Origin of the sequence: Streptomyces sp. NPDC058157 (genome assembly GCF_042884105.1) — a bacterium.
GTDB lineage: Bacteria > Actinomycetota > Actinomycetes > Streptomycetales > Streptomycetaceae > Streptomyces.
Map to the genome: position 1 here is coordinate 75,376 of NZ_JBHVUQ010000006.1, position 26,927 is coordinate 102,302.

A 26,927-nucleotide genomic window follows, 5' to 3' on the forward strand; every position below is an offset into this window, starting at 1 on the left:
TCCTAGCGGCCCGGTTGGGCCGTGCAGAACTTGCAGAAGATTCCTGGGGGTCGCCCCCAGACCCCTAAGAAGCTTCAGGCCCAACAAGGAGAGCAGGGAACCCAGATGGCGGAGCTCACGATCCGGCCGGAGGAGATCCGGGACGCACTGGAGACCTTTGTCCAGTCGTACCAGCCGGACGCGGCCTCGCGCGAGGAGGTCGGAACGGTCAGCGTTGCCGGCGACGGCATCGCGAAGGTGGAGGGCCTGCCCTCCGCCATGGCGAACGAGCTGCTGAAGTTCGAGGACGGCACCCTCGGTCTCGCCCTCAACCTCGAGGAGCGCGAGATCGGTGCGATCGTCCTCGGCGAGTTCAGCGGTATCGAGGAGGGCCAGCCGGTGCAGCGCACCGGTGAGGTTCTCTCCGTAGGTGTCGGCGAGGGCTACCTCGGCCGCGTTGTCGACCCGCTCGGCAACCCGATCGACGGCCTCGGCGAGATCGCGACCGAGGGCCGCCGCGCCCTCGAGCTGCAGGCCCCGGGCGTCATGGTCCGTAAGTCGGTGCACGAGCCCATGCAGACCGGCTACAAGGCCGTCGACGCCATGGTGCCGATCGGCCGCGGCCAGCGTCAGCTGATCATCGGTGACCGTCAGACCGGCAAGACCGCTCTTGCCGTCGACACGATCATCAACCAGCGCGACAACTGGCGCTCGGGCGACGTGAACAAGCAGGTCCGCTGCATCTACGTCGCCATCGGCCAGAAGGGCTCGACCATCGCGTCCGTGCGCGGCGCCCTGGAAGAGGCCGGCGCGCTCGAGTACACGACGATCGTCGCCGCCCCGGCGTCCGACCCGGCCGGCTTCAAGTACCTGGCGCCGTACACCGGTTCCGCCATCGGCCAGCACTGGATGTACGCCGGCAAGCACGTCCTGATCATCTTCGACGACCTGTCGAAGCAGGCCGACGCCTACCGCGCCGTGTCGCTGCTGCTGCGCCGCCCGCCGGGCCGTGAGGCCTACCCGGGTGACGTCTTCTACCTGCACTCCCGTCTGCTCGAGCGCTGCGCGAAGCTCTCCGACGACATGGGTGCCGGCTCGATGACCGGTCTGCCGATCGTCGAGACCAAGGCGAACGACGTCTCGGCGTTCATCCCGACCAACGTCATCTCCATCACCGACGGCCAGTGCTTCCTGGAGTCCGACCTGTTCAACGCGGGCCAGCGCCCGGCGCTGAACGTCGGTATCTCGGTCTCCCGCGTCGGTGGCTCCGCCCAGCACAAGGCGATGAAGCAGGTCTCCGGCCGCCTCCGCGTCGACCTGGCCCAGTACCGCGAGCTCGAGGCGTTCGCCGCCTTCGGTTCCGACCTGGACGCCGCGTCGAAGAACTCCCTCGAGCGCGGCAAGCGCATGGTGGAGCTCCTGAAGCAGGGCCAGTACCAGCCGATGCCGGTCGAGGAGCAGGTCGTCTCCGTCTGGGCCGGCACCACCGGCAAGATGGACGACGTCCCGGTGGGCGACATCCGTCGCTTCGAGTCGGAGCTGCTGGAGCACCTGCGCCGCGAGCGCAAGGACCTCCTCACCTCCATCGCCGAGGGCGGCAAGATGTCGGACGACACCCTGTCCTCCATCGCCGACGCCATCGCCGGCTTCAAGCGGCAGTTCGAGACCTCGGACGGCAAGCTCCTGGGCGAGGACGCGCCGGCCGTCAACGTCTCCAAGTGACGACGGAAGGGACCTGACTCATGGGAGCGCAGCTCCGGGTCTACAAGCGTCGCATCCGTGCCGTCACGGCGACCAAGAAGATCACCAAGGCGATGGAGATGATCGCCGCCTCGCGCATCGTCAAGGCGCAGCGCAAGGTGGCGGCGTCGATGCCGTACGCGACCGAGCTCACCCGTGCGGTGACCGCGGTGGCGACCGGTTCGAACACCAAGCACGCCCTGACCACCGAGGTCGAGGCGCCGACCCGCGCCGCGGTCCTGCTCATCACGAGCGACCGCGGTCTGGCCGGCGGCTACTCCTCGAACGCCATCAAGCAGGCCGACCGGGTCACCGAGCGGCTGCGCGCTGAGGGCAAGGAGGTCGACCACTACATCGTCGGCCGCAAGGGTGTCGCCTACTACGGCTTCCGTGAGCGCAAGGTCACGGAATCGTGGACCGGCTTCACCGACAGCCCGGCCTACGCCGACGCCAAGCGCGTCGCGGCGCCGCTGATCGAGGCCATCCAGACGGCCACGGCCGAGGGCGGCGTCGACGAGCTGCACATCGTCTTCACGGAATTCGTGTCGATGATGACGCAGAACGCGGTGGACGGCCGGATGCTGCCGCTCAGCCTCGACCAGGCTCAGGAAGAGGACGGCAAGAAGGGCGAGATCCTTCCGCTGTTCGAGTTCGAGCCTTCGGCGGAGGACGTCCTCGACGCCCTTCTGCCGCGCTACGTCGAGAGCCGCATCTACAACGCACTGCTGCAGTCGGCCGCTTCCGAGCACGCCGCCCGCCGCCGCGCGATGAAGTCGGCCACCGACAACGCCGGTGAGCTCATCAAGAGCCTCTCCCGGCTTGCCAACGCGGCCCGCCAGGCCGAAATCACCCAGGAAATCAGCGAGATCGTCGGTGGCGCCAGCGCCATGGCCGACGCGACCGCGGGGAGTGACAAGTAATGACGACCTCTGTTGAGACGGCCGCCGCCACGGGCCGCGTCGCCCGGGTCATCGGCCCGGTCGTCGACGTGGAGTTCCCCGTCGACGCGATGCCCGACATCTACAACGCGCTGAAGGTCCAGGTCGCCGACCCGGCCGAGGAGGGCGCGCTCAAGACGCTGACCCTCGAGGTCGCCCAGCACCTGGGTGACGGCATGGTCCGCACGATCTCCATGCAGCCCACCGACGGTCTGGTCCGCCAGGCCCCGGTGACCGACACGGGCGAGGGCATCACCGTCCCCGTCGGTGACTTCACCAAGGGCAAGGTGTTCAACACCCTCGGTGAGGTGCTGAACTACCCCGAGGCCAACGCCGAGGTCACCGAGCGCTGGGCGATCCACCGCAAGGCCCCGAACTTCGACGAGCTCGAGTCGAAGACCGAGATGTTCGAGACCGGCGTCAAGGTCATCGACCTCCTCACCCCGTACGTCAAGGGTGGAAAGATCGGTCTGTTCGGTGGTGCCGGTGTCGGCAAGACCGTTCTGATCCAGGAAATGATCTACCGCGTCGCCAACAACCACGACGGTGTGTCGGTGTTCGCGGGTGTCGGTGAGCGTACCCGTGAGGGCAACGACCTCATCGAGGAGATGTCGGACTCCGGCGTTCTGGACAAGACCGCGCTGGTCTTCGGCCAGATGGACGAGCCCCCGGGCACCCGTCTGCGCGTCGCCCTGGCCGGTCTGACCATGGCGGAGTACTTCCGCGATGTGCAGAAGCAGGACGTCCTCTTCTTCATCGACAACATCTTCCGGTACACCCAGGCCGGTTCCGAGGTGTCGACCCTGCTCGGCCGTATGCCCTCCGCGGTGGGTTACCAGCCGAACCTGGCCGACGAGATGGGTCTCCTCCAGGAGCGCATCACCTCGACCCGTGGTCACTCGATCACCTCGATGCAGGCGATCTACGTCCCCGCCGACGACCTCACCGACCCGGCGCCGGCGACCACCTTCGCCCACCTCGACGCGACGACGGTTCTCTCCCGTCCGATCTCCGAGAAGGGCATCTACCCGGCCGTGGACCCGCTGGACTCCACGTCCCGCATCCTGGACCCCCGCTACATCGCGGCGGACCACTACGCGGCCGCCATGCGTGTCAAGGGGATCCTGCAGAAGTACAAGGACCTCCAGGACATCATCGCGATCCTCGGTATCGACGAGCTGGGCGAGGAGGACAAGCTCGTTGTCCACCGTGCCCGTCGCGTCGAGCGCTTCCTGTCGCAGAACACCCACGTCGCCAAGCAGTTCACCGGCGTGGACGGTTCGGACGTTCCGCTCGACGAGTCGATCGCCGCGTTCAACTCGATCTGCGACGGTGAGTACGACCACTTCCCCGAGCAGGCGTTCTTCATGTGCGGTGGCATCGAGGACCTGAAGGCCAACGCCAAGGAGCTGGGCGTCTCCTGACGCTCCGCAGGAGAGGGGCGGGTGTGTCCCGCCCCTCTCTCCACGCCCATTAGAATTTGACCCAACACCCGGCGGACCCGCCGGGTGGTGACCCGAGGAGCCACCTTGGCTGCTGAGCTGCACGTCGAGATGGTCGCGGCGGACCGCAATGTCTGGTCCGGCGAGGCCACCCTGGTCGTCGCCCGCACCACGTCCGGCGACATCGGCGTCATGCCCGGTCACCAGCCGCTTCTCGGTGTGCTGGAATCGGGCCCGGTGACCATCCGTACCAGCGATGGCGGCACGGTCGTCGCCGCGGTGCACGGCGGTTTCATCTCGTTCGCGGACAACAAGCTGTCCCTGCTGGCCGAGATCGCCGAGCTCGCGGACGAGATCGACGTCCAGCGGGCGGAGCGGGCACTGGAGCGCGCGAAGGCGGACGCCGACGCGGCCGCCGAACGTCGCGCCGATGTCCGGCTGCGTGCGGTCGCGGGGCACTGAGCCCCGTACCGAAGAGTTTGAAACCTCAGCCGCGGTCCGTTCCGGAATTTTCCGGAGCGGGTCGCGGCTGAGGCGATGTACGTACTTTTTGTTTGTGCGGTTTTCGATGAGCGAGGAGGTCGGTGAAGATGCTCCTCGCTCTGCTTGTGAGCGGCCTGGTCGTAGCCCTGGTGGTGATCGGGCTGTTCGTGTTCGGGCTGCGCCGCAGACTCATCCAGCGCTCCGGCGGGACCTTCGACTGCAGCCTGCGCTGGGGCGTGGCCGAGGAGCCCGACGTCTCCGGCAAGGGGTGGGTCTACGGGGTCGCCCGCTACAGCGGTGACCGCATCGAGTGGTTCCGCGTGTTCAGCTATTCGCCGCGGCCGCGCCGGCTGCTGGAGCGTTCCTCCATCGAGGTGCTCGCCCGGCGTGCGCCCGAGGGCGAGGAGGAGCTGGCGCTGCTGTCCGACTCCGTCGTGCTCGGCTGTTCCCACCAGGGGACGCACCTGGAGCTGGCGATGAGCGAGGACGCGCTGACCGGCTTCCTGGCCTGGCTGGAGGCGGCGCCTCCGGGCCAACGGGTGAATGTGGCCTGACGCGTGAAGAAGCCGGGAGGACGGGGGCGGACCCGTCCTCCCGGCTTCGTCGTGTCCGGCTACTGCAGACCGGTGTGGATGGCGTTCGCGAGCTCGCCGTTGGCGGTGTCGCCGCTGAACTCCCAGAAGAAGGCTCCGCGGAGCCCCTGGTTCTTCAGCCAGCTCGTCTTTCCGGCGATGGTGGCGGGGGTGTCGTAGCTCCACCAGTTGCTTCCGCACTTGGCGTAGGCGGTGCCGGCGACCGTGCCGGTGGTGGGGCAGCTGGTCTTGAGGACCTTGTAGTCCTCGATGCCCTGCTCGTAGGTGCCGGGCGCGGGTCCGGTGGCGGTGCCGCCGGGGGCGTCCTGGGTGACGCCGGTCCAGCCGCGGCCGTAGAAGCCGATGCCGAGGTTGAGCTTGGAGCCGGGGATGCCCTTGCCCTTGAGCTTGGTGATGGCGGCCTCGGAGTTGAAGCCGGCGATCGGGATGCCGGCGTAGGAGGTCAGCGGGGAGTGCGGGGCGGTGGGGCCCTTGGCGTCCCAGGCGCCGAAGAAGTCGTACGTCATCACGTTGTAGAAGTCGACGTACGGGGCCGCTCCCGCGTAGTCCGCGAGGTCGAGCTTGCCGCCGTTGGAGCCGTCGGCGGAGATGGCGGCGGTGACCAGGTTGGAGGAGCCGAACTTGGCGCGCAGGGCCGACATCAGGTTCTTGAAGGCGGCGGCCCCGCTGGTGTCGCAGGACAGGCCGCAGGCGTTCGGGTACTCCCAGTCGATGTCGATCCCGTCGAAGACGTCCGCCCAGCGCGGGTCCTCGACCAGGTCGTAGCAGGACTGGGCGAACGCGGCCGGGTTCTGGGCGGCCTGGCCGAAGCCGCCGGACCAGGTCCAGCCGCCGAAGGAGTAGACGACCTTGATGCCCGGGTACTTGGCCTTGAGCTTGCGCAGCTGGTTGAAGTTGCCGCGCAGGGGCTGGTCCCAGGTGTCGGCGACGCCGTCGACGCTCTGGTCGGCGGTGTAGGCCTTGTCGTAGTCGGCGTAGGAGTCGCCGATGGTGCACTTGCCGTTCTGGACGTTGCCGAAGGCGTAGTTGATGTGGGTGATCTTCGCGGCGCTGCCGGAGGTGACCAGGTTCTTCACGTGGTAGTTGCGCTGGTAGACGCCCCAGTCGGTGAAGTAGCCGAGCTTGACCTTGGCACCCGGGTCGGGGCCGGGGCCGGGGCCCGGGCCGGGGTCGGTGCCGCCGCCCGGGGTGGTGACGGAGAGGGGGGCGGAGGCGGGGCCGGTCTGGTCGGCGGTGTCGCGGGCGGTGACCGTGTAGGTGTAGGTGGTGCCCTTGGTCAGTCCGCTGTCGGTGTAGGTGGTGGCGGTGACGGTGGCCAGCTTGGCGCCGTCGCGGTAGACGTCGTAGTTCTTGACGCCCTTGTCGTCGGTGGCCGCGGGCCAGGAGACGGTCACCGCGGTTTCCGTGAGGCCGCCGGCCGTGGGGGTGCCGGGGGCCGAGGGCGGGTTGTCGGTGGGGGTCGTGGTGCCGTCGCAGGAGCCGCCGTTGACCTTGCAGCCCGTGGGGGCGCCGGGGCCGGTGCCGTTGAAGCCGAAGCTGATGGTGGCGCCGGGGGCGAGGGTCCCGTTCCAGCCGACGTTCTTGCCGGTCCAGTGGGTACCGGAGCTGGTGACGGTGGCGTCCCAGGCCGAGGTGACCTGGGTGCCGGCCGGGTAGTCCCACTCCACGGTCCAGCTGCTGAGGGTGGTGGTGCCGGTGTTCTTCACCGTCCACTTGCCCTCGAAGCCGGTGCCCCAGTCGGAGACCTTGGTGTAGGTGGCGCTCGCGGAGGCGGCGGCCTGCGCGGGCCCGGCCAGGCCGACGAGGCCGGCGACGGGCAGGGCGAGGACGGCCGCGGTGGCGGCCAGCTTCCTCAAGAGGCGGGTGCGTCGTGGGGGTGCTGTGCTCAAGGGTGCTCCTCCGGAGGTCCGTGGCGGTCGGGGGCCGACCGGCACTGGGGATGGGACCTGCGCCGCCCGTGAGCACGCCGGAAGCGATCTTTGTCATGGCACGCTCACCACAGTGATGCGGTGAGACTAGAAAGGTCTGTACCAAGCGTCAAGAGGTCCAGACCTCATCTCAAGCGGGTCTACCGGATCCCCAACTCCCTTGCCATGACCGCCGCTTGGACCCGGCTGCGCAGCTCCAGCTTCCCCAGCAGCCTGCTGACGTGGGTCTTCACCGTGGCCTCCGCCATGTCCAGCCGGACGGCGATCTCCGCGTTCGACAGCCCCTCGCCCAACGCCCCCAGCACCTCCCGCTCGCGCCGGGTCAGCAACTCCACCGCCGCGGCCGCCTCCGGCCGCACGGGCGCCCGTACCGCCTTCGGCGCGGCGAACTCGGCGATCAGCCGCCGGGTCACCGCCGGGGCGATCAACCCCTCGCCGCGCGCCACCGTACGCACCGCCGCGATCAGCTCCGCCGCTTCCGCGTCCTTCAGCAGGAAGCCCGCCGCCCCCGCCCGCAGCGCCCCGAACACGTACTCGTCCAGGTCGAAGGTGGTCAGCACGAGCACGTCGGCCAGCCCCTCCGCGACCACCCGCCGGGTGGCCTCGACCCCGTCGAGGAGCGGCATCTGCACGTCCATGAGCACCAGGTCCGGCCGCAGCTCCCGGGCCAGGCGCACCGCCTCCTCGCCGTCGGCCGCCTCCCCGACCACCTCGACGTCCCCCGCACTGCGCAGGATCAGCACCAGCCCGGCCCGTACCGCCCGCTGGTCCTCGGCCACCACGACCCTGATGCTCACGCCCGTACCGCCTTCTCCTCGGCGGGCAGCTCCGCCCGCACCTGCCAGACGGACCCCTGGCGGCCCGCCGTGAACGTCCCCCCGAGCAGTTCCGCCCGCTCGTGCATGCCGATCAGCCCCGCCCCCGAGCCGGGCGCGCGCGGGCCGGGCCGGTCCCCGTACGGGGAGTCCACCGCCACGGTCAGCAGCCCGTCCCGTCGGGCCAGCCGGACCGCGACCGTGCCGGGGGCCGCGTGCTTGAGGGCGTTGGTCAGCGACTCCTGGACGATCCGGTACGCCGCCAGCTCCACCGGGGCCGGCAGCGGCGGCCGCCCGGCCGGGCGCGCGTCGTCCAGGACGAAGTCCAGCCCGCTCGCGGCCCCGTTCGTGCGGGCCTGCCCGAGCAGCGCCTCCAACCCGTCCAGTGACGGCACCGGCGCGGCCTCCTGCCCGGCCCCGGCGTCGCGCAGCAGCCCGATCAGCCGGCGCATCTCGGCCAGCCCCTGCACGCTGTTCTCGCGGATCACCCCGAGCGCCTCGCGGCTGGTGGCGGGGGAGTCGATGGACAGCGCGGCCGTGGAGTGGATGGCGATCGCGGAGAGGTGGTTGGCGACCATGTCGTGCAGCTCCCGGGCCATCCGGGCCCGCTCGGCGGCCACCGCCTGCGCCCGGTCCATCTCGGCCAGCAGCGCCGTCTGCTCGGCCCGCAGCCGGGCGGCGTCGGCGGCCTCCCGGTGGTTGCGCAGGGTGGCGCCGGTCAGGGCCGGTGCGAAGCTGACGATGCCGGTGAGCACGCCGATCATCAGGGCCTGCGGGGAGCGCAGCCAGGCCAGGGTCGCGATGGTGACGACGAGGGTGATCAGACCGGTGCTGACGGGCAGCCGCCGGGCCATGGAGGGCGTGCCGTAGACGACGGCCGCGTACATCAGGTCGGTGAACATCACGACGGTGGCGATGCTGCCCACCGTGAACTGGTCGGCGATCACCGCGAGGGTGCCGACGACCAGGGTCAGGCGGGGCGCGGTGCGGCGCAGCAGCTCCATGCCGCCGACCGTCAGCATCGGGACCAGCGCCGCCCAGGCGGGCAGGTCGTGCCGGTAGCCGGTGCCCCCGGGGCCGGTGCTGTGGACCCCGAGCGACCACAGCAGGAGACCGGTGAGGGTGCTGATCACCGCGATCAGGACGTCGTCACGGTGGGGGCGGGGGATCGCGGGGGTCACGGTCCCATCCAACACGCCGTCCGGCGGCGCGGCCTCGGCACCCGGGCGGAGACGGCGGTACATCGAAGGGTGCAGCCGGGTTTCGTCACCGGTGACGAGGCATCCGGGCCCGGCGGCCGCAACCCTGGAGGGAGTCCACGAGGGGAAGGAGGGCGGGCCGTGCTCATCGCGCTGATCATCGCCTGCGAGGTCGGGTTCTGGGTGCTGCTGGCCGGCGGGCTGGCGTTGCGGTACCTGGCCGGCATGCCGCGGCTGGGGGCCGCGCTCCTGCTGTGCGAGCCGCTGCTGGAGCTGGTGCTGCTCGTCGTCGGCGTCGTCGACCTGAAGAACGGCGGGGAGCCGAGCTGGCGGCACGGGGTCGCCGCCTTCTACATCGGGTACACCGTCGGGTACGGCCACTACACCGTGCAGTGGCTCGACCGGCACGCCGCCCACCGGTTCGCCGGGGGGCCGAAGCCGCCGGGCCCGAAGTACGGCCGGGCCCGGGCGGTCCACGAGTGGCAGCTCTGGATCCGGACGTTGGCGGGCGCCGCCGTCGCGGTCGCCCTCCTCCAGGGCGCGATCTGGTACGTCGGCGACGCGGCGGACACCGGCGGCCTCCGGTCCTGGCAGTTCGCCGCCCTGCGGGTGCTCGGCATCCAGGCCCTGGTCGCCGCCGGCTACACGGTCTGGCCGCGCAAGGCACCGGCGGGCGCGGACGCCGGCGCGGGCACGGGCGCGGGGACGGGCGCGGACGCCGGCGCGGAAGCGGAAGCGGAGCGTGCCGGCGGCGGCCGCTAGCGTTCCCCGCCCGGGACCCACAGGACGTCGCCGAGCTCCTTGTTGGCCGTGCGGGCCAGGATGAACAGCAGGTCGGAGAGGCGGTTGAGGTAGGTGGCCGTCAGCGGGTTCATCACCTCGCCGTGCACCTCCAGCGCCGCCCACGTGGAGCGCTCGGCCCGCCGCACCACCGTGCACGCCTGGTGCAGGAGCGCGGCGCCGGGGGTGCCGCCGGGGAGGATGAAGCTGCGCAGCTTCTCCAGCCGCTCGTTGAAGACGTCGCAGTCCGCCTCCAGCCGGTCGACGTAGAACTGCTCCACGCGCAGCGGCGGGTACTGCGGGTCCTCCACCACCGGGGTGCACAGGTCGGCGCCCACGTCGAAGAGGTCGTTCTGCACGCGGACCAGGACCTTGACGACCTCCTCCGGCAGCGAGCCCAGCGCGATCGCCGTGCCGATCGAGGCGTTGGCCTCGTTGGCGTCGGCGTACGCGGAGATCCGCAGGTCCGTCTTCCGCGTACGGCTCATGTCGCCCAGGGCGGTCGTGCCCTGGTCGCCGGTGCGGGTGTAGATGCGCGTGAGGTTCACCATGCCGCCAGGGTAGTGCGGCCCAACTGCGGGCGGCCCGCGCACTGCTGGGCCGTGCCGGTGTGATGTCCGTCATCTGAGACGTGACGCGTGTTACTTCGCGGTCACTGGGCCCCTCACGGACGCTAGTCTCCGCCGGAGAGGCTACGAGGCCGGGTCGTACTTGAGAACGTCGTACTTGAGAACAACGAGGGGTGTGCAGTGGCTGGGAAGCTCGCCGTCATCGGCGCGGGACTGATGGGTTCCGGGATCGCTCAGGTCTCCGCTCAGGCGGGTTGGGACGTCGTCCTGCGGGACGTCACCGACGCCGCGCTGACCCGGGGCACCGACGGGATCAAGGCCTCGTACGACAAGTTCGTCTCCAAGGGCAAGATGACGGCCGAGGACGCCGAGGCGGCCCTCGCGCGCATCACCACGACCACCGACTTCGACGCGGTCGCCGACGTGGACATCGTCGTCGAGGCCGTCTTCGAGAAGATCGAGGTCAAGCACGAGATCTTCCGCACCCTGGACGAGCTGGTCCGCGAGGACACCGTCCTCGCCTCCAACACCTCCGCCATCCCGATCACCAAGATCGCGGCGGTCACCAAGCGCCCGGAGCGGGTCGTCGGCGCGCACTTCTTCTCGCCCGTCCCGATGATGCAGCTCTGCGAGCTGGTCCGCGGCTACAAGACGAGCGACGAAACCCTCGCCACCACCCGCGCGTTCGCCGAGTCCGTCGGCAAGACCTGCATCGTCGTCAACCGCGACGTCGCCGGCTTCGTCACCACCCGCCTGATCTCCGCCCTCGTCGTCGAGGCCGCGAAGCTCTACGAATCGGGCGTGGCCTCCGCCGAGGACATCGACATCGCCTGCAAGCTGGGCTTCGGCCACGCCATGGGCCCGCTGGCCACCGCCGACCTCACCGGCGTGGACATCCTGCTGCACGCCACCAGCAACATCTACACCGAGTCGCAGGACGAGAAGTTCGCGCCGCCGGAGCTCATGCGCCGCATGGTCGACGCGGGTGACATCGGCCGCAAGAGCGGCCAGGGCTTCTACAAGCACTGAGCACGGCCGTTCGAATCCCCGCACCCTACGGGGTGAATTAGGTATCGGTTCGCTCACGGTCGGCAACTTCACCGCCCGCCGGGCAGTCAGTTGCGGTGAGAGTTGCCGACCACGAGCCGACGCCGATCACGAGCCGCCACGGACCGTCGGACCACACGCACGCAGTACAGCCGGGGAGCACACATGCACATCAGGGGCGACCACGCCGAACTCACCGTCGGGGGCCGCCTCGACGTGCGCAGCGCGGCGGACGCCCGTACGGCCCTCCACACCGCCCTCGACGACGGCCACGGCGACCTCGTGCTCGACCTGACCGGACTCGACTCCTGGGACGCGACCGGACTCGGCGTGATCATGGGGGCGCACCGGCGGGCCGGCCGCACCGGCCGGCGGCTGGTCCTGCGCGGCGTCCCGGACCGGATGCAGCGGCTGCTCGTCGCCACCCGGCTGCACCGGATCCTCGCGATCGAGGGCGGGCTGGAAGCGGAGTCCCTGCCCCGGGTCTGAACCGGGGCGGGCGGGAGAAAAAGGGGCTGCGGCGGCGGGCCGGGCTCGGTTTACATGGACGCATGGTGTCCACCGACAGACTGCTGGCCTTCGCGGCCATGTCGCTCCTGCTGATCGTGATCCCCGGCCCGAGCGTGCTCTTCGTGATCGGCCGGGCCCTCGCGCAGGGCCGCCGGGCCGCGCTGACGACGGTGGCCGGGAACACGCTCGGGGCGTACGTGCTCGTCGTGGCCGTGGCCCTCGGGGTCGGGTCGGTCGTCGAGCGCTCGGTCCTCGTCTTCACCGCGCTGAAGCTGGTCGGCGCCGCGTACCTGGTGTACCTGGGCGTCAAGGCCGTGCGTCGGCGCGGCTCCCTGCAGGCGGCCCTCGCGGAGGCGGCCCCCGTGGCGCACGGCTCGCTGCGGACGCTGGGGGAGGGGTTCGTGGTCGGTGTGGCCAACCCCAAGACGATCGTCTTCTTCGCCGCCGTGCTGCCCCAGTTCGTGGACCGCGAGCGCGGTCACGTCGTCCTGCAGATGCTGCTGCTCGGCCTGGTCTTCAACCTCATCGCGATCGTGTCCGACAGTGCGTGGGGGCTCGTCGCCGCCACCACCCGGGGCTGGTTGGCCGGGTCTCCGCGGCGGCTCTCCCTCATCGGGGGTGTGGGCGGGCTCACCATGATCGGTCTGGGCGTCGCGGTGGCCGCGACCGGCCGCAAGGACTGACGCCGGATACCGTGCGGTAGCTGCGGAGTTCCCGCTTCCGCACGGACGCGCGGGAAACGTAACGGTCCGATGGTGGAGGCACCCCTGTGGTACCGGCGCGACCCGGCAGCGTTTAGGGTCGGGCGGAAACCGGACCAGTCGCGACAAGCGGCGCGAGCGGGGCCGGGCGGTAGGAAAGACGGCGCCGGAGCGCGCGACGCGAGGCGGGGGGACGTGGTCATGGACCGTACAGAGGGGCAGCCCGGCGAGGACCGGCGACCCGGCACCGCGCCCGCGGCCGGCCGGAAGCGCCGGCCCGCCGGCGCGGCGGGCATCGGCGGCCCGGGAGTCGGCACACCGACCGCCACCCCGAGGGCCGCCACCCCCGCGACCGGCACCCCTGAGGCCATTCCGCCGACGGCCGGGACCCCTGAGGCCGTGACGCCGACGGCCGACGCCTCCGCCTCCGGCCCCCGCCCGGCCAATGCCGCGCCTGCCGCCACCTCCGAGCCCCTGCCCGACGCCGGTACGCCGACGGCGGGTACGGTCGCCGCGACGCCTGGGGCCGGTACGGCCCCGGATGCGGCGGCCGACGGTACGCCGGAGGCCGGGAGGCCCACGGCGGCTGCGCCCGCCGGTCCGCCCGCGGCGGGTGCGCCCGGCCGGGCTTCCGCCTCGGCTGCGGCCGACCCCGGGGCGTCCGGTGCCGGGAGTGCCGCCGCCGCGCCCGTTGTCGGCTCTGCCGTGGTCGGGACCCCCGCCGCGGGCGGCCGGGCCGATGCGCGCACTTCCGGCCCGGGTGGCGGGGTGTCCGCCGGGGCGGGGGTGCCGTCGCTGCCCGTCGGGCCCGCGAGGGTCGTGACGTTGACCGCCGGGGAGTTCACCCTCACCGTCAACCCCGTCGACGGCAGCGAGATCGAACCCCACCGGCCCGGTACCGGCCCGGACCCCGACCGCCGTCCCGCCAAGCGCGACGCCGCCTCCCGTGCCGCCCGTGACAGTGCCGCGCGGCCCCCCGCCCTGCCCGGGCCGCCCGTTCCCGACCGGCCGCTGCTGGAGCGGGCCGAGGAGCTGGAGCGGCTCGTACGGCTGCTCCAGCGCGGCCGCTCGGTCCGCCTGACCGGGCCCGCCGGATCCGGCCGCACCTCGCTGCTCGACGCCGTCGCCCGGGCCTGCGCCGACCTCGCGCCCGACGGCGTGGTCCGGCTCAGCGGGTACGGCCAGCAGCAGCCGGCCGAGCTGCTCCACGCCCTCTACGCCACCGTGTACGACACCGCCGGCCGCCGCCCCGACCGGACGGCCCTGCTGGCCCGGGTCCGGGAGATCGGCGCCATCGTCCTCCTCGACGACCTGGAGCTGGGCGGCCCCGCACTGGACGAGCTGCTGCGCGCCACCCCCGAGTGCGCCTACCTGCTCGCCGCCACCCCCGACGCCAAGGCGCCCTCGGACGATTCCCACCTGGACGAGGTGTTCCTCGGCGGCCTCGGCCGCACCGGCGCCACACAGCTGCTGGAGGCGCTCACCGGGCGCCCCCTGACCGAGGCGGAGACGGCCTGGGCCGGGGACCTGCGGTTCGCCTCCGAGGGGCTGCCGCTGAGCTTCGTGCAGGCGGCCGCGCTGCTGCGCCAGCGCGACGAGCTGAACGGGAGCGCCGCCGCCGGGGACGAGGACGAGGAGCCCGGGGTCTTCGAGGAGCGCCCGCGCGACCCGGCCCCCGTACCGCTGCCCACCCTGGCCCAGGCGGCCGCCCCCGCCGCGCTGCTGGCCTCCCGGGTGAGCGAGTCGGCCCGGGCCGCCCTGCGGACGGCCTGCGCGCTGGGCGGGGAACTCCCGCACCCCGCGCACCTGCCCGCGCTGGTCGGCGACACCCACGCGGACACGGCCGTGGCCGAGCTGCTCGCCTGCGGGCTGATCAGCCCGGCCGGACCGCGCTACCGCCTCGCCGAGGGGGTCGCGCGGCAGCTGGAGGAGGCCGGGTACGGGGGCTCGGGCGCCGAGGAGGCGCGCACCGCCGCCCGGCACTACGCCTGGTGGACCGGCCACTCCTCGGTCACCCCGGAGCGGGTCGCGGCCGAGGCCGACGCGGTGCTCGCGGCGCTGGCCGGGGCCGATGTGGTGGCCGCCGTCCTCCTGGCCCGCACGGCCGCCCCGGCCTTCGAGGCCTCGCTGCACTGGGACGCCTGGGAGCGGGTGCTGCGGGCGGGGGCGGAGGCCGCGCGGAAGGCGGGGGAGGTCGCCGAACAGGCGTACTTCCACCACGAGCTGGGCGTACTCGCGCTGTGCGAGGGGCGCCTGGACCGGGCCCGGGCCGAGCTGGAGGCCTCGATCGGGCTGCGGGGCGCGCTCGCGGACAAGCGGGGGACCGTCGCCGGGCGGCGCGCGCTGGCCCTGGTCACCGACCGCGAGGCCCTCGGCCCGGCCGCCTCCCCGCCCCTGCGCCTGGAGGCCCCACCGACCCCTGACCCCGACGGCCCCACCCGCCCCCTCCCCTTGGGCAAGCCCCCGCACCCCGCCGCCGGGGCGACCGCCCCCACGACACCCTTGCCGACCGCCGGCACGAAGGCCCGCACGCCGTTCCCGCCCGCCGCCGGTGCGTCCGACCCGACGACGCCCTTGCCGGCCGCCGGTGCGAAGGCGCGCTCGCCGTTCCCGGCCGTCGCGGGGACGAACGATCCCACGACGCCCCTGCCGGCCGCCGGGACGAACGCGCGCGCGCCGTTCCCGCCTGCCGCCAGGTCGTCCGACCCGACGACGCCCTTGCCGGCCGCCGGTGCGGATGCCCGTGCGGCGTTCCCGGCGCTTGGGGGGACGGACACGCCTGCGACGCCTCTGCCCGCCGTCGGGTCGTCCGACCCGACGACGCCCTTGCCGGCCGCCGGTGCGAAGGCGCGTGCGCCGTTCCCGTCGGTCGGCGGGGCGAGCGCTCCCGTGACGCCTCCGTCGGCCGCCGGTGCGGATGCCCGTGCGGCGTTCTCGCCGCTTGGGGGGACGGACACGCCTGCGACGCCCCTGCCGGCCGCCAGTGCGGATGCCCGCGTGCCATTCCCGCCGGTTGGGCGGACGGACACCCCCGTGAAGCCCCTGCCCGCCGCCGGGACGGATGCCCGTGCGCCGTTCCCGCCCGTTGGTCGGGCCGGCTCGTCCGCGGTGCGTCCGTCCGCCACCGGGGCGAAGGAGGCGGCGGCGGCTCCCGTGGCCGGGGCCGCGGCGTCCCTGGCGAAGTCACCTGCGGCCGCGCCCACCAAGCGCACCAAGCCCGCCGCCACGACCCCCGCGCGCGGCTCCGAGGCCGTCACCCAGGTCAACCCGGTGATCCGGCGGGCCCAGCTGCCGCCGCCGGAGACTCCCAAGAACCTCGCGGCGGTCTTCGGCAGCGCCTTCCCGCCGCCCGCGCCCACCCGGCCGGCGCCCCCGCGCCTCACCGGTCCGCGCCCGGCCCCGCCCGGTCCGGCCCGGCGGCGCCGCACGGCACTGCTCGGGGCGGCCGGGGTGCTCACGGTCGCGGCGCTCGGCACGGTCATCGGCCTGGCCCTGGCCTCGGACGGCACGCAGGACCCCGAGGCCCCCTCGGTGTCGTCGAGCCCCTCGGCCCAGGTGTCCCCGCGCGTCCCGCAGGTGCCCGGCACCGGCGGCGGCGACGCGGTGGCCGACCCCGCCCCGGCGGCCACCCCCGGCCGGTCCGGCAGCCCGCAGCCGGGTCACAGCGGGGGCACCTCCGCCGCCCCGACGCCGAGCGGGAGCCCCTCGTCCCAGCCCCCGGCGTCCTCGCCCGCTCCCGGGCCCTCGCCGAGCTCGTCGGCGCCGAGTCCGTCCGCTTCGGTCAGCCCGCCGCCGTCTCCGAGCCCGTCCCAGTCGCAGTCGGGTTCGGCTTCGTCGGCGGTCGCGACGCCGCCCACGTCGGGCCCGCAATCCCCGACGACGACGACGAGCTGACGCCTCCCGGGCGGGGCCCTGCGGGGCTTGCCCCTCCCCGCCCTTCCACCGTTCCCAGGGGCTCCGCCCCTGACCCCGCGCCTCAAACGCCGGCGGGGCTGGGGGTGTGGCGTGGGCTCCGCCCCTGACCCCGCGCCTCGAACGCCGGCGGGGCTGGGGGTGTGGCGTGGGCTCCGCCCCTGACCGCGCACATCAAGCGTCGGCGGGGCTGGGGGTGTGCCCCGGAAAAGACGCCGGCGGGGCTGGATCGATCCAGCCCCGCCGGCCTTCGTCGTCCGCGCCCGTCAGAACAGCCGCAGCTTGTCGTCCTCGATGCCGCGCAGGGCGTCGTAGTCCAGGACCACGCAGTCCATGCCCCGGTCATTGGCCAGAACCCGCGCCTGCGGCTTGATCTCCTGCGCCGCGAACACCCCGCGCACCGGCGCCAGGTGCGGGTCGCGGTTCAGCAGTTCCAGGTAGCGGGTCAGCTGCTCGACGCCGTCGATCTCCCCGCGCCGCTTGATCTCCACCGCCACCGTCGCGCCCGAGGCGTCCCGGCACAGGATGTCCACGGGGCCGATCGCCGTCATGTACTCGCGCCGGATCAGCGTGTAGCCCTCGCCCAGCGTCTCGATGCGGTCGGCCAGCAGCTCCTGGAGGTGCGCCTCGACGCCGTCCTTGATCAGGCCCGGGTCGGTGCCCAGCTCGTGGGAGGAGTCGTGGAGGACCTCCTCCATGGTGATGATGAGCTTCTCGCCCGCCTTGTTGACGACGGTCCAGACGTGTCCGTCGTCCCCGCTCCCCTCCTTGAGGGTGCACGGAGGGGACATCCAGTTGAGCGGTTTGTACGCCCGGTCGTCCGCGTGGATCGAGACACTGCCGTCGGCCTTCACGAGGATCAGACGGGGTGCCGAGGGCAGATGGGCGGTGAGCCGACCCGCGTAGTCGACGGAGCAGCGGGCAATGACGAGACGCATGGTCGGCAACGCTACTCGACCGACGGGCCTTCACGCGATTCGCCCCTGAAAGCCCCGTTCGCCGATGGCGCGTTGTATGCGCATTCTCCTGGTGCGCCACCCGGTGGGCGCCTACCGTGGTGAGCAGGAGGTTGCCGAGCGTGCACACTGCGTCGCGGCCTCCTTCCCTGCCCGTACGACTCCGGCGACCCAGAACGCCGGGGTCACGAGAGGAGAACCCATGTCGCTCGACGTCTCACCGGCCCTACTCGAACAGGCCGAGCGAGGCGAGGTCGACGAAGCCGCCTTCGTCGACTGCGTCCGGACCTCCCTGCCTTACGCATGGGAGATGATCAGCTCGTTGACGGCCCAGCTGGAGGTTGAGGGCGGAGAGTTCGCCGACAACCAGACGCCGCCGCCGGACGAGCAGGCGCGCGGCCAGCTGCTGCGCGCGCTCGCGAGTGACGCGATACGGGGTGCGCTGCAGCGGCACTTCGGGGTGCGCCTGGCCTTCCAGAACTGCCACCGCGTCGCGGTGTTCCCGCTGGACCCCTCGGTGGACGACCGGCTGGCCAAGTTCACCTCGATCCGCGGCCAGCTGCTCAACCAGTCGCCGGAACTGCGCGACTGCTAGCGGTACCGGTACGCGCTGCCGCTCCGTGTCGCGGGAGGTGCGACTGAGGCCGGAGCGGCAGCCCAGGCCGGGCCGGCCGGTCACACCAGCCGGGGCAGGACCTCCGCGCCGAGGCGCCGGACGTTCTCCTCCGTCGCGGCGAGGTCGCCGGACCCCTCCGTCAGCAGCGCGAACCGCGTGATGCCCGTGCGCTCCGAGGTGGCCGTTAGCCGGTCCGCCGCCAGCTCCGGCGTGCCGACGGGGTGCAGGTCGCACAGCAGCTCCGTATAGGCGTGCGGGTCGCGCATCGCGCGGGGGCGGCCGTCCACCGTCTCGTACGCGTCGAGGCCCTGCCGGAGCCAGCCCGGCATCGCCTTGAGCAGCGTCTCGCGGGCGTCCGCCGTCCGGTCCGCCAGCTGGCACACCCCGGCCGACACGTGCCCGGCCGCCCGTACGGCCTCCGGCGCGTGCCCCGCCGCCAGGGCGGTCTCGCGCCACAGCGCGACCATCCCCGCCTTGTCCTCGTCCCCGCAGTGCATGCCCAGCAGCATCGGCAGCCCGCGCCGCGCGGCCATGCGCACCGAGGCCGGGGAGGTGCAGGCGACGATCACTTCCGGCCCCGTCCCGTCCCCGTCCAGGGCCTCGTCCGGGCGCGGTACGACGGCCACCTCGCGGAAGCCGTGCCGCCCGCCGGCCCCCCCCACCCGGGGCTCGGCCAGCCAGCGCCGGAGCAGGTCGAGGTCCTCGGGGAACCCGTTCTCGTACGCGTCCAGCCCGCCCCCGAACACCTCCAGGTCCACCCACGGCCCGCCCCTGCCCACCCCGAGGGTGAACCGGCCGCCGGAGGTGACGTGCAGCAGGGCCGCCTGCTCCCCGAGGGCCACCGGATGCGTGTTCGGCAGGACGCTCACCGCCGTCCCCACCCGCAGCCGCCGGGTCCGCCCCAGCAGCAGGGCCGCCAGCGTCACCGCCGACGGGCAGACCCCGTACGGGATGAAGTGGTGTTCGGCGAGCCAGACCGAGTCGAGCCCGGCCTCCTCGGCCACCTCGGCGGTCCGCACCGCCCGGTGCAGCGCCTCCCCCTGCCCCTGGCCCGGGAACTGGGCCGCCAGTACAAACGCTCCTACCCGCATCGCCCTTGGCCTCCTCGCGGCTGGCGCGGCCTCCCCCAGGTGGACCGGCTCGTGGCTCGTCGACGGCGTCGACGTCTCCTGGCAACAACGTCTGACACGTGCCAAAGGCACGGCCTGACAGGAAAGTTATTGAGATAGTCGGGCCAGTTCCGTTCGGAGGAGGGCCTTCCACGAACACCCTGCGGGTACCCCGCTTCGCTGCGCGTAGTCTGGGAGAAAGTCACCGCCCGCCGCCCCTTCGTGAGGTATACGTGTCACCGCGCCACAACCGCCCCAGGGGCGGCGAGACCCCGGACGAACGGCCCGCCTCCGGTTACGACCGGTACGGACTGGAGCGCACCGAGGAGTACCTGGGCGAGGAGTGGAAGGTCCGGCACGTGGCGGGCGCCAGCGCGGCGGGCAAGCGCTACCGCTGCCCAGGCTGCGACCAGGAGATCCCCTCGGGCACCCCGCACGTGGTGGCCTGGCCCGAGTACGGCGGCGTGGACGACCGCCGGCACTGGCACAAGGCCTGCTGGAACGCGAAGGACCGCCGCACCTCGAAGGTGCAGCGGTCCCGCAACGCGCCGCGGTACTGATCCGCGCGGCCCCCGGCGCTCAGACGTCCCGGCGGCCGACGACGGCGTAGGAGGCGGCGATCGCCCCGGCCGTCACCAGCAGGATCAGCGTGAACTGGGCCACGTCGCTGGGCATGGTCGCGCCGCCCACCGCGCTGTCCTGCACCCCGAACAGCTGGAACAGCCCGACGGGCGCGTTGTAGCGGAGCACGAGCGTGCCCAGCCCGCTGGTCACCGGCCAGGCCGTCAGTATCGCCCCGAGCACCGGGGGCATGGTGACCACGCCGAGCATCACCGCGATGGCGCCCGCCGAGTGCCGCACGAGTGCCCCGACGGCCAGCGCGAGCAGGCCCAGCAGGGTCACGTAGAAGCAGCCGGCCAGCGCCCCCGCCCACTCGGCGAGGCCGTGCGGCCCGGCGGCGGGCCCGCTGTGCAGGACGGCCGCCCACAGGCCCACGAAACCCACCGAGCAGCTGATGGTGGTGAAGGCGGTGGTGCCGAAGACCAGGTACTTGGCGGTGAGCACCCGCAGCCGGTCGGGGGCGGCGGTGAGGGTGGTGCGGATCAGGCCCGTGCCGTACTCGGAGGAGATCGTCAGCACCCCGAGCACGATCACGGCGATCTGCCCGACCATCAGCCCGAAGAGGGCGGGGGCCGGGTAGGGCAGGCTCGCGTAGTCCCGGGAGGCGGTCTGCACCACGGCGAGCATGCCGACGCCGACGACCAGGGCCACGAGGGAGCCGAGCGTCCACAGGGTGGAGCGCACGGAGGTCAGCTTGGTCCACTCCGAGGCCAGTGCGTGCCCCAGGTGCGGGCGCGGGGTGGGCAGCGGCGAACTGTAGGCGCCGGACCCGCCCGGCCCGGACCCGTCGGGCGCGGTCGCGCTCGCCGTCGGCTTCCCGGCGGGGGTGGTGGTCATCGGGGGTCCTCGGGGGTGTGCTGGGGGGAGGGGGCCAGGTCGGCGGCGCTGTCCGGCATGAGGAACGGCCGCTGCTCGGATCCGGGGGGCGGGGGAGCGAAGAAGCTCGCCGCGGTCTCGGGGGCCACCTCCGGGGCGGGCCCGTCCTCCCAGGCGGGGACGGTCAGCGGCTCGGGCTCCCACAGCTCGGCGCGGGGGTCCTCGCGGGAGGTGTACTCGACGGAGGCCTGCGTCATCCGCATGTAGGCCTCCTCCAGCGAGGCCCGGTGCGGGGACAGCTCCCACAGCCGTACGCCGGCCCCGTGCGCGAGGTCGCTGATCCGCGGGAGCTCCAGCCCGGTGACGCGCAGTGCCCCGTCGGACTCCTGGAGCACCCGGCCGCCCGCCGCGGTCAGGGCGGTCGCCAGGGTCGTGCGGGCCGCGGGGTCCCCGTCGGCGGCGCGGACCCGCGCGAATCCGGCCGAGTTGTGGGTGATGAACTCCTGGGTGCTCATGTCGGCCAGCAGCCGGCCCCGGCCGATCACGATCAGGTGGTCGGCGGTCAGGGCCATCTCGCTCATCAGGTGCGAGGAGACGAAGACGGTGCGGCCCTCGGCGGCGAGCCGGCGCATCAGGTTCCGGACCCAGAGGATGCCCTCGGGGTCGAGGCCGTTGACCGGCTCGTCGAAGAGGAGCACCTGCGGGTCGCCGAGGAGGGCGGCCGCGATGCCGAGCCGCTGGCCCATGCCGAGCGAGAAGCCCTTCGTCCGCTGGCGGGCCGCGGCCTGGAGGCCGACCACGCCGAGGACCTCGTCCACCCGCTTCTCGGGGATCCCGGAGAGCTGGGCGATGGCCAGCAGGTGGGTGCGGGCCCGGCGGCCGCCGTGCACGGCTTTGGCGTCGAGCAGGGCGCCGACGTGCCGCTGGGCGTTCGGCAGCTCCCGGAAGGGGAGGCCGTTGATCGTGACGTGACCGGAGGTGGGCCGGTCGAGGCCGAGGATCATGCGCATGGTGGTCGACTTGCCGGAGCCGTTGGGCCCGAGGAAGCCGGTCACGTGGCCGGGCTTGACCTGGAAGGACAGCTGGTCGACGGCGGTCTTGCTGCCGAATCGCTTCGTCAGGCCGACGGCCTCGATCATCGTGCTGCCCCTTGTCGGCCCCGGACGGCTCTCGTCCGCCTGTTCCTTAAGAGGATATCGAGCCCCGGCCGGTTCCCGCCGGGGCCGGATCCCTGAGCTCTCCCTGAGATCCGGCCCGGGGTTTTCCCGTAGTACGCGGGACGTCCGCCTTGAGGCGGACCCGCGCTCAGGCGTCCCGCCTCCTGAGGACGAGGTAGCCGCCGGCCACGGCGGCGAGCACCCACAGCGCCATGATCCCGAGCCCGCCCCAGGGCCCGTACGGGGCCTGGACCTGGTTCAGGGCGTCCGGGACGGTCTCCATGATCTTGGAGCCGGCCTGGTCCGGGAAGTACTGGGCCACCTTCCGGGTCGCGGCGAAGGCGTGGAGGATGTTCGAGATCAGGAAGAAGAACGGCATCAGGATGCCGAGCGCGAGGATCGAGCTGCGCAGGAGCGTGGTCACGCCCATCGAGAACAGGGCGATCAGCGCCATGTAGAGGGCGGCGCCGACCACCGCGCGCAGGGCGTGCTCGCGGCCGAGGTCCGTGCCGTGGTCGCCCAGGAGCGCCTGGCCGACGAAGAACGACAGGAAGCTGGTGGCCAGGCCCACGACGAGGGCGAGGGCCGTGGCGGCCGTGAGCTTGCCGAGCAGGAAGGTCCCGCGGCGCGGCACGGCGGCCAGCGAGGTGCGGATCATGCCCGAGCCGTATTCGGTGCCGACGACGAGGACGCCGAAGACGATCATGGCGAGCTGGCCGAGGGACATGCCGGCGAAGCTGATCATGATCGGGTCGAAGGTGAGCTTGTCGGCGGGGGTCATGTCCTTGAAGCGGGCCGCGGTGAAGGAGCACAGCAGCGCGCCGAGCCCGACCGTGACGACCAGCGCGGTGGCCAGGGTCCAGGTGGTGGAGGCGACGGTGCGGATCTTGGTCCACTCGGAGCGGAGGACGGCGGGGAAGGCGGCCACGGTCACGCACCGGCCTCTCGGGGGGCGTGGGCGTGGTACTCGACGGAATCCGCCGTCATGCGCATGAACGCTTCCTCCAGTGAAGCCCGTTGGGGGCTGAGTTCGTGCAGCACGATCTGGTGCCGGGCGGCGAGTTCGCCGAGCTGCTCGCTCGGGACGCCGTCGATTTCCAGGACTCCGGTGGCGGGGACGCCGATCGCGTCGATGCCGGCCTCGTGCAGGACGTCCTTGAGGCGTTCCTGCTGCGGGGAGCGCACCCGTACGTAACTGCGGGAGTTCTGGTGGATGAAATCCGCCATCGACAAGTCGGCGAGGAGCCTTCCCTGTCCGATCACCACCAAATGGTCTGCGGTCAGCGCCATTTCGCTCATCAGATGGGAGGAGACGAAGATCGTCCTTCCTTCCGACGCCAGACCCTTCATGAGATTTCGGATCCAGAGAATTCCCTCCGGGTCCAGACCATTGACGGGTTCGTCGAACATGAGGATCTCCGGATCACCCAGCAGGGCAGCGGCGATTCCCAGCCGTTGGCCCATTCCGAGCGAAAATCCTTTCGACTTCTTCCGTGCCACCGGCGTCAGCCCGACCAGATCCAGCACCTCGGCCACCCGGCGCTTGGGGATCCGGTTCGACTCGGCGAGGCAGAGCAGGTTGTTGTAGGCGCTGCGCCCGCCGTGCATGGCCTTGGCGTCCAGCAGCGCTCCGATGTGCTTCAGCGGTTCCTTGAGGTCCCGGTAGTGCTTCCCGTCGATCCGGACCGTGCCGCTGGTCGGATTGTCGAGGTCCAGCATCATGCGCATGGTCGTCGACTTCCCCGCCCCGTTCGGGCCGAGGAAGCCGGTCACCGCCCCCGGTTTGACCTGGAAGCTGAGGTTGTCGACGGCGGTCTTCGCGCCGAATCGTTTCGTGAGGCCCTCTAGCTCGATCATGGAGCCACGCTAGAACGCCGGAGGGCCGTACGCCACCTCGAAATGGTGATGTACGGCCCTGGATGCCCGATTTCGACTACCGGTAGGTAGCTCCGCATGCGTACGGGGGTGTATCCGCACGCGGACGTACGGGAGTTGTCAGCGGCTCTGCTGCGCCGGGACGCCGCGGGTGACCGGCTCGTCGTCGATCGGGGAGCCGGCGGCGGCCACGGCCGCGCCGGTCAGCGTCGCCAGCATCTCGCGGACGTTGGTCAGCTGGGCGTTGATGGAGTCGCGGCGGTTGGTGAGCGCCGCCAGCTCGCGCTCGGACTCGCTGCGGATGCGGTCGGCCTTGGCGTTGGCGTCGGCCACGATGTCCTCGGCCTGGCGCTGCGCGGTCTCCACCGTCTGGCGGGCCCGGCGCTCGGCGTCCGTGCGGAGCTTCTCGGCCTCCAGGCGCAGCTGCTCGGCGCGGTGCTCGATCTCCGCGAGGCGCTTCTCGGCCTTCTGCTGACGCGAGGCCAGGTCGCGCTCGGACTGCTCGCGACGCTTGGCCAGGTTGGTCTCGAAGTCCGCGGCGGCCTGGGCGGCCTTGGCGCGGGTCTCCTCGAAGAGGGCGTCGGCCTCCTCGCGCTTGGAGGCGGCGTCCTTCTGGGCCTCGGCGCGCAGGGTCGCGGCGTCCCCCTTCGCCTTCTCGACGATGCGGACGCCCTCGTCCTCCGCCTTCGACTTCCGGTCCGCCGCGAACGACTCCGCGTCGTTGCGCACCTGCTGCGCGGCGGACTCGGCCAGCTCACGGTGCTGCTCGGCCGCGCGACGGGCCTCCTCGCGCAGGTCCTTCGCCTCCTCCTCGGCCAGCCGCAGGATCTTCTCGACCCGGGCGCCGAGCCCGGCGTACGACGGCTCCGCGTCGCTCACCTGGGCCTGGGCGTTCTGCGTTTCGAGGTGCAGCTCCTCGATCCGCTTTTCCAGAGAGTTGATACGTCCTAGGGCGCTGTCGCGGTCGGAGACCAGCTTGGTAATGCGGTCGTCCACCTGACCGCGGTCGTAACCACGCCGCACGAGCTCGAAGCCGAAGGGGGAGGAAGTGTCGCTCATGGGGTTCCTGTCGAATGAGACCGATGAGGTGCTACGTGAGGTGTTGAGGGGAATCCTAGGCGCCCGGGCGGCGTGTCATCGAGTCAATCCGCGTTTGCCCTGGACAATGACACCCCTTTTGAGTGGCAAGGCGACGGAATGATTGTCACTCCTTCGACTGAACCTCCCTCAGAAGCACACATCCTGCGTTCTGACTACCCCTCCGACGCCTTGCCACCCGAACGAGTGGACCCCGCTGATGCGCCGGCCTTCACGCCCCCCGCGCCCTGGCCGCCCAATGCGGGCTTTCCGCCACCCGAAGGTGCCTCGAATGATTCCAACGCCTCAAGAACGTCCTGGACACGGGAGATCTCCGCCTGAATGTCCTCGCGCCTGCGCACCAGGACCTCCAGCTCGCGCCGGCCCTCGTCCACGATCCGCTCCGCCTCGGCCTGGGCCTCCGCGAGCACCTTCTCAGCCTGCCGGGAAAGCTCCGCCTTCTTCGTCTCGGCCTCCTTGAGCAGCGTCTCCGCCTTGCGCACCGCGGCGATGCGGACCTTGCTCGCCTCGCTGCTCGCGTCCGACACCAGCTCCTTGGCCTTCGCCTCCGCCTCGGCGCTCTGCTCGGTCGCCGCACGGACCAGCTTGTCCACGCGCTCGCCCGCCGACTTCATCTGCTCCGCCGACTCCCGGCGGGCCCGCTCGTGCAGCTCCTCGACCTCGGACTCGACGCGCGAACGGAGCTCCTCCGCCCGCTCCCTTATGGCGGAGGCGTCGGTGCGCGCACCGACCAGCAGCTCGTCCGCGTCCGTACGGGCCTTCTCCACCAGGGAGTTCCCCTCGACAGTCGCCTCCGAGGTGATCCGCGCGGCCTCCTTGCGCGCCGCGTCCACCATCGCGTCGGCCTGCTCCTCCGCCGCCGTCGTGGCGGCCAGGGCCTGCCGGCCCGCGTCGGAGGTCAGCTTGTCGGCCTCCGCCGCCGCCTCCGTGATCAGCCGGTCCACCTGCTCCGCGGCCTCGCGGCGGCGCTTGTTGGCCTCCTCGCGCGCCTCGTCCAGCACCCGCTCGGACTCCTCGCGGGCCTCCGTACGGGTACGGTCCGCCTCGGTCGCGGCCTCCGCCTTGACCCGCTCCGCCTCGGAACGGGTGCGCGTCGCGTGCTCCTGCGCCGAGGCCAGCGCCTCCGCCGCGTCCGCCCGCAGCCGCTCGGCCTCGCCGGCCGCCTCGCCGACCGTGCGCTCGTTGTCCTTGCGGGTCTGCTCGGTGAGCTTCTCCGACTCCGACACGGCCTCGGTGATGAGCCGGTCCGCCTGCTCGGCGGCGTCCGTGCGCAGCCGGTTGCCCTCCGCGCGCGCCTCGTCGAGGGTCTGCTCCGCCTCCCGCTCGGCGCTCGCCAGGGTCTCGTTCGCCGCGACCGTGACGCGCTCCGCCTCCGCGGTGGCCTCGCCGATGATCCGGCCGCCCTCGGCGCGGGCCTCGTCCAGGGTCTGCGCCGCCTCGGCGCGCAGCCGGTCCGCCTCCGCCGCGGCCTCGCCGACCGTCAGCTCGTTCGCCGCGCGGGTCTCCTCGATCAGCCGGTCGCCCTCCGCGCGGGAGTCGACCAGGATCGTGGCGGAATCCCGCTCGGCCGCGGCCAGCGTCGCCGCCGCCTGCGCCGTCAGCCGGTCCGCCTCCGCGATGGCCTCGGTGGTCAGGCGGTCGGCCTGCTCCGCGGCCTCCGTGCGCATCCGGCCCGCGTCCGCACGGGCCTCGTCCAGGGTCTGCGCCGCCTCGGCGCGCAGGGCCTCCGCGGCGTCCGCGGCCTCGCCGACGGTCGCCTCGTTGGCCGCGCGGGTCTCCTCGGTGAGGCGTTCCGCTTCGGCGGTGGCCTCGGTGATGAGGCGGTCGGCCTGTTCGGCGGCCTCGGTGCGCAGGCGGTTGGCTTCGGCGCGGGCCTCGTCCAGGACGGACGCCGCTTCGGCGCGGGTGGCGTCGGCGGCGGCTTCGGCCTCGGCGGCCGTCAGCTCGCTGGCCGCGCGGGTCTCCTCGGTGAGGCGTTCCGCTTCGGCGGTGGCCTCGGTGATGAGGCGGTCGGCCTGTTCGGCGGCCTCGGTGCGCAGGCGG

The 26,927-nt window shown here is 72.5% G+C and carries 23 protein-coding genes and 1 pseudogene; 12 read left to right on the forward strand and 12 right to left on the reverse strand.

Going from position 1 to position 26,927, the window contains the following annotated elements:
• The first annotated feature begins 105 nt into the window (after positions 1-105).
• From atpA to ACFVXK_RS03140, 5 genes are all read left to right on the forward strand, one after another.
• Positions 106-1,701 (forward strand): F0F1 ATP synthase subunit alpha, encoded by a 1,596-nt coding sequence (gene atpA, locus ACFVXK_RS03120; RefSeq protein WP_389609819.1) that lies wholly within the window; start codon positions 106-108, stop codon positions 1,699-1,701.
• A gap of 20 nt (positions 1,702-1,721) precedes the next feature.
• Positions 1,722-2,639, forward strand: a complete 918-nt coding sequence (locus tag ACFVXK_RS03125) for a F0F1 ATP synthase subunit gamma (RefSeq protein ID WP_389609820.1) — start codon at positions 1,722-1,724, stop codon at positions 2,637-2,639.
• Positions 2,639-4,081 (forward strand): F0F1 ATP synthase subunit beta, encoded by a 1,443-nt coding sequence (atpD, locus tag ACFVXK_RS03130; protein WP_389609821.1) that lies wholly within the window; start codon positions 2,639-2,641, stop codon positions 4,079-4,081. Before ACFVXK_RS03125 ends, atpD begins: the two co-directional genes overlap by 1 nt.
• A gap of 105 nt (positions 4,082-4,186) precedes the next feature.
• The gene (locus ACFVXK_RS03135) at positions 4,187-4,561 is read left to right on the forward strand and encodes a F0F1 ATP synthase subunit epsilon (protein ID WP_045948891.1); all 375 of its coding nucleotides are present in this window, start codon (positions 4,187-4,189) and stop codon (positions 4,559-4,561) included.
• A gap of 128 nt (positions 4,562-4,689) precedes the next feature.
• Positions 4,690-5,136 (forward strand): DUF2550 domain-containing protein, encoded by a 447-nt coding sequence (locus ACFVXK_RS03140; RefSeq protein ID WP_389609822.1) that lies wholly within the window; start codon positions 4,690-4,692, stop codon positions 5,134-5,136.
• Positions 5,137-5,195: 59 nt separating this feature from the next.
• On the opposite strand, the gene ACFVXK_RS03145 is transcribed toward ACFVXK_RS03140, so the two are convergent.
• The 3 genes from ACFVXK_RS03145 to ACFVXK_RS03155 all read right to left on the reverse strand — a co-directional run bounded on the left by ACFVXK_RS03145 (position 5,196) and on the right by ACFVXK_RS03155 (position 9,162).
• Positions 5,196-7,064: a glycosyl hydrolase family 18 protein gene (locus ACFVXK_RS03145; RefSeq protein WP_389609823.1), complete on the reverse strand. Its 1,869-nt coding sequence runs from the start codon at positions 7,062-7,064 to the stop codon at positions 5,196-5,198.
• A 179-nt stretch (positions 7,065-7,243) separates the two neighbouring features.
• Positions 7,244-7,900, reverse strand: a complete 657-nt coding sequence (locus ACFVXK_RS03150) for a response regulator (RefSeq protein ID WP_389609824.1) — start codon at positions 7,898-7,900, stop codon at positions 7,244-7,246.
• A complete protein-coding gene (locus ACFVXK_RS03155) occupies positions 7,897-9,162 on the reverse strand; it encodes a sensor histidine kinase (RefSeq protein WP_389609825.1) in 1,266 nt (421 codons plus the stop codon). Before ACFVXK_RS03155 ends, ACFVXK_RS03150 begins: the two co-directional genes overlap by 4 nt.
• A gap of 96 nt (positions 9,163-9,258) precedes the next feature.
• Between ACFVXK_RS03155 and ACFVXK_RS03160 the strand changes: the two genes are divergently transcribed.
• A complete protein-coding gene (locus tag ACFVXK_RS03160) occupies positions 9,259-9,879 on the forward strand; it encodes a hypothetical protein (RefSeq protein WP_389609826.1) in 621 nt (206 codons plus the stop codon).
• Here the strand turns inward: ACFVXK_RS03160 and ACFVXK_RS03165 are convergent.
• Positions 9,876-10,448 (reverse strand): cob(I)yrinic acid a,c-diamide adenosyltransferase, encoded by a 573-nt coding sequence (locus ACFVXK_RS03165; protein ID WP_389609827.1) that lies wholly within the window; start codon positions 10,446-10,448, stop codon positions 9,876-9,878. The genes ACFVXK_RS03160 and ACFVXK_RS03165 overlap by 4 nt on opposite strands.
• A gap of 198 nt (positions 10,449-10,646) precedes the next feature.
• Here ACFVXK_RS03165 and ACFVXK_RS03170 point away from each other — a divergent pair, with 198 nt between their 5' ends.
• The 4 genes from ACFVXK_RS03170 (at position 10,647) to ACFVXK_RS03185 (ending at position 16,618) form a co-directional block, all read left to right on the forward strand.
• Positions 10,647-11,495 carry a 3-hydroxyacyl-CoA dehydrogenase family protein gene (locus ACFVXK_RS03170; protein ID WP_045948898.1) on the forward strand — a complete coding sequence of 283 codons (849 nt, stop codon included), beginning with the start codon at positions 10,647-10,649 and terminating at the stop codon, positions 11,493-11,495.
• A gap of 183 nt (positions 11,496-11,678) precedes the next feature.
• Complete coding sequence (locus ACFVXK_RS03175) at positions 11,679-12,002, forward strand: STAS domain-containing protein (RefSeq protein ID WP_045948899.1); 324 nt, start codon at positions 11,679-11,681, stop codon at positions 12,000-12,002.
• A gap of 62 nt (positions 12,003-12,064) precedes the next feature.
• Positions 12,065-12,706, forward strand: coding sequence for a LysE family translocator (locus tag ACFVXK_RS03180; RefSeq protein ID WP_389609828.1), 642 nt, complete (start codon positions 12,065-12,067; stop codon positions 12,704-12,706).
• Positions 12,707-13,543: 837 nt separating this feature from the next.
• On the forward strand, positions 13,544-16,618 hold the full coding sequence (locus ACFVXK_RS03185) for an ATP-binding protein (RefSeq protein ID WP_389609829.1): 3,075 nt from the start codon (positions 13,544-13,546) through the stop codon (positions 16,616-16,618).
• Positions 16,619-16,902: 284 nt separating this feature from the next.
• Here ACFVXK_RS03185 and nucS read toward each other — a convergent pair whose 3' ends face one another.
• Positions 16,903-17,574: an endonuclease NucS gene (nucS, locus tag ACFVXK_RS03190; protein ID WP_389609830.1), complete on the reverse strand. Its 672-nt coding sequence runs from the start codon at positions 17,572-17,574 to the stop codon at positions 16,903-16,905.
• Positions 17,575-17,794: 220 nt separating this feature from the next.
• Here nucS and ACFVXK_RS03195 point away from each other — a divergent pair, with 220 nt between their 5' ends.
• Positions 17,795-18,187, forward strand: a complete 393-nt coding sequence (locus ACFVXK_RS03195) for an SCO5389 family protein (protein ID WP_030235830.1) — start codon at positions 17,795-17,797, stop codon at positions 18,185-18,187.
• Positions 18,188-18,267: 80 nt separating this feature from the next.
• Here ACFVXK_RS03195 and ACFVXK_RS03200 read toward each other — a convergent pair whose 3' ends face one another.
• Positions 18,268-19,299 (reverse strand): LLM class flavin-dependent oxidoreductase, encoded by a 1,032-nt coding sequence (locus ACFVXK_RS03200; protein WP_389609831.1) that lies wholly within the window; start codon positions 19,297-19,299, stop codon positions 18,268-18,270.
• A 251-nt stretch (positions 19,300-19,550) separates the two neighbouring features.
• Between ACFVXK_RS03200 and ACFVXK_RS03205 the strand changes: the two genes are divergently transcribed.
• Complete coding sequence (locus tag ACFVXK_RS03205; RefSeq protein WP_389609832.1) at positions 19,551-19,877, forward strand: ATP/GTP-binding protein; 327 nt, start codon at positions 19,551-19,553, stop codon at positions 19,875-19,877.
• Positions 19,878-19,896: 19 nt separating this feature from the next.
• Here the strand turns inward: ACFVXK_RS03205 and ACFVXK_RS03210 are convergent, their stop codons facing one another.
• The 6 genes and pseudogenes from ACFVXK_RS03210 to ACFVXK_RS03235 form a co-directional block, all read right to left on the reverse strand.
• Positions 19,897-20,775 (reverse strand): ABC transporter permease, encoded by an 879-nt coding sequence (locus ACFVXK_RS03210; protein WP_389609833.1) that lies wholly within the window; start codon positions 20,773-20,775, stop codon positions 19,897-19,899.
• Positions 20,772-21,893 carry an ABC transporter ATP-binding protein gene (locus tag ACFVXK_RS03215; protein ID WP_389609834.1) on the reverse strand — a complete coding sequence of 374 codons (1,122 nt, stop codon included), beginning with the start codon at positions 21,891-21,893 and terminating at the stop codon, positions 20,772-20,774. The genes ACFVXK_RS03210 and ACFVXK_RS03215 overlap by 4 nt, the downstream gene beginning before the upstream one ends.
• Positions 21,894-22,059: 166 nt before the next feature.
• Positions 22,060-22,839, reverse strand: coding sequence for an ABC transporter permease subunit (locus ACFVXK_RS03220; protein ID WP_389609838.1), 780 nt, complete (start codon positions 22,837-22,839; stop codon positions 22,060-22,062).
• Between the two features lie 2 nt (positions 22,840-22,841).
• Positions 22,842-23,768: an ABC transporter ATP-binding protein gene (locus ACFVXK_RS03225; RefSeq protein WP_389609835.1), complete on the reverse strand. Its 927-nt coding sequence runs from the start codon at positions 23,766-23,768 to the stop codon at positions 22,842-22,844.
• A gap of 138 nt (positions 23,769-23,906) precedes the next feature.
• Positions 23,907-24,845, reverse strand: coding sequence for a cellulose-binding protein (locus tag ACFVXK_RS03230; RefSeq protein ID WP_042811317.1), 939 nt, complete (start codon positions 24,843-24,845; stop codon positions 23,907-23,909).
• A 194-nt stretch (positions 24,846-25,039) separates the two neighbouring features.
• Positions 25,040-26,927: pseudogene (locus ACFVXK_RS03235) on the reverse strand (hypothetical protein); the annotation flags it as partial.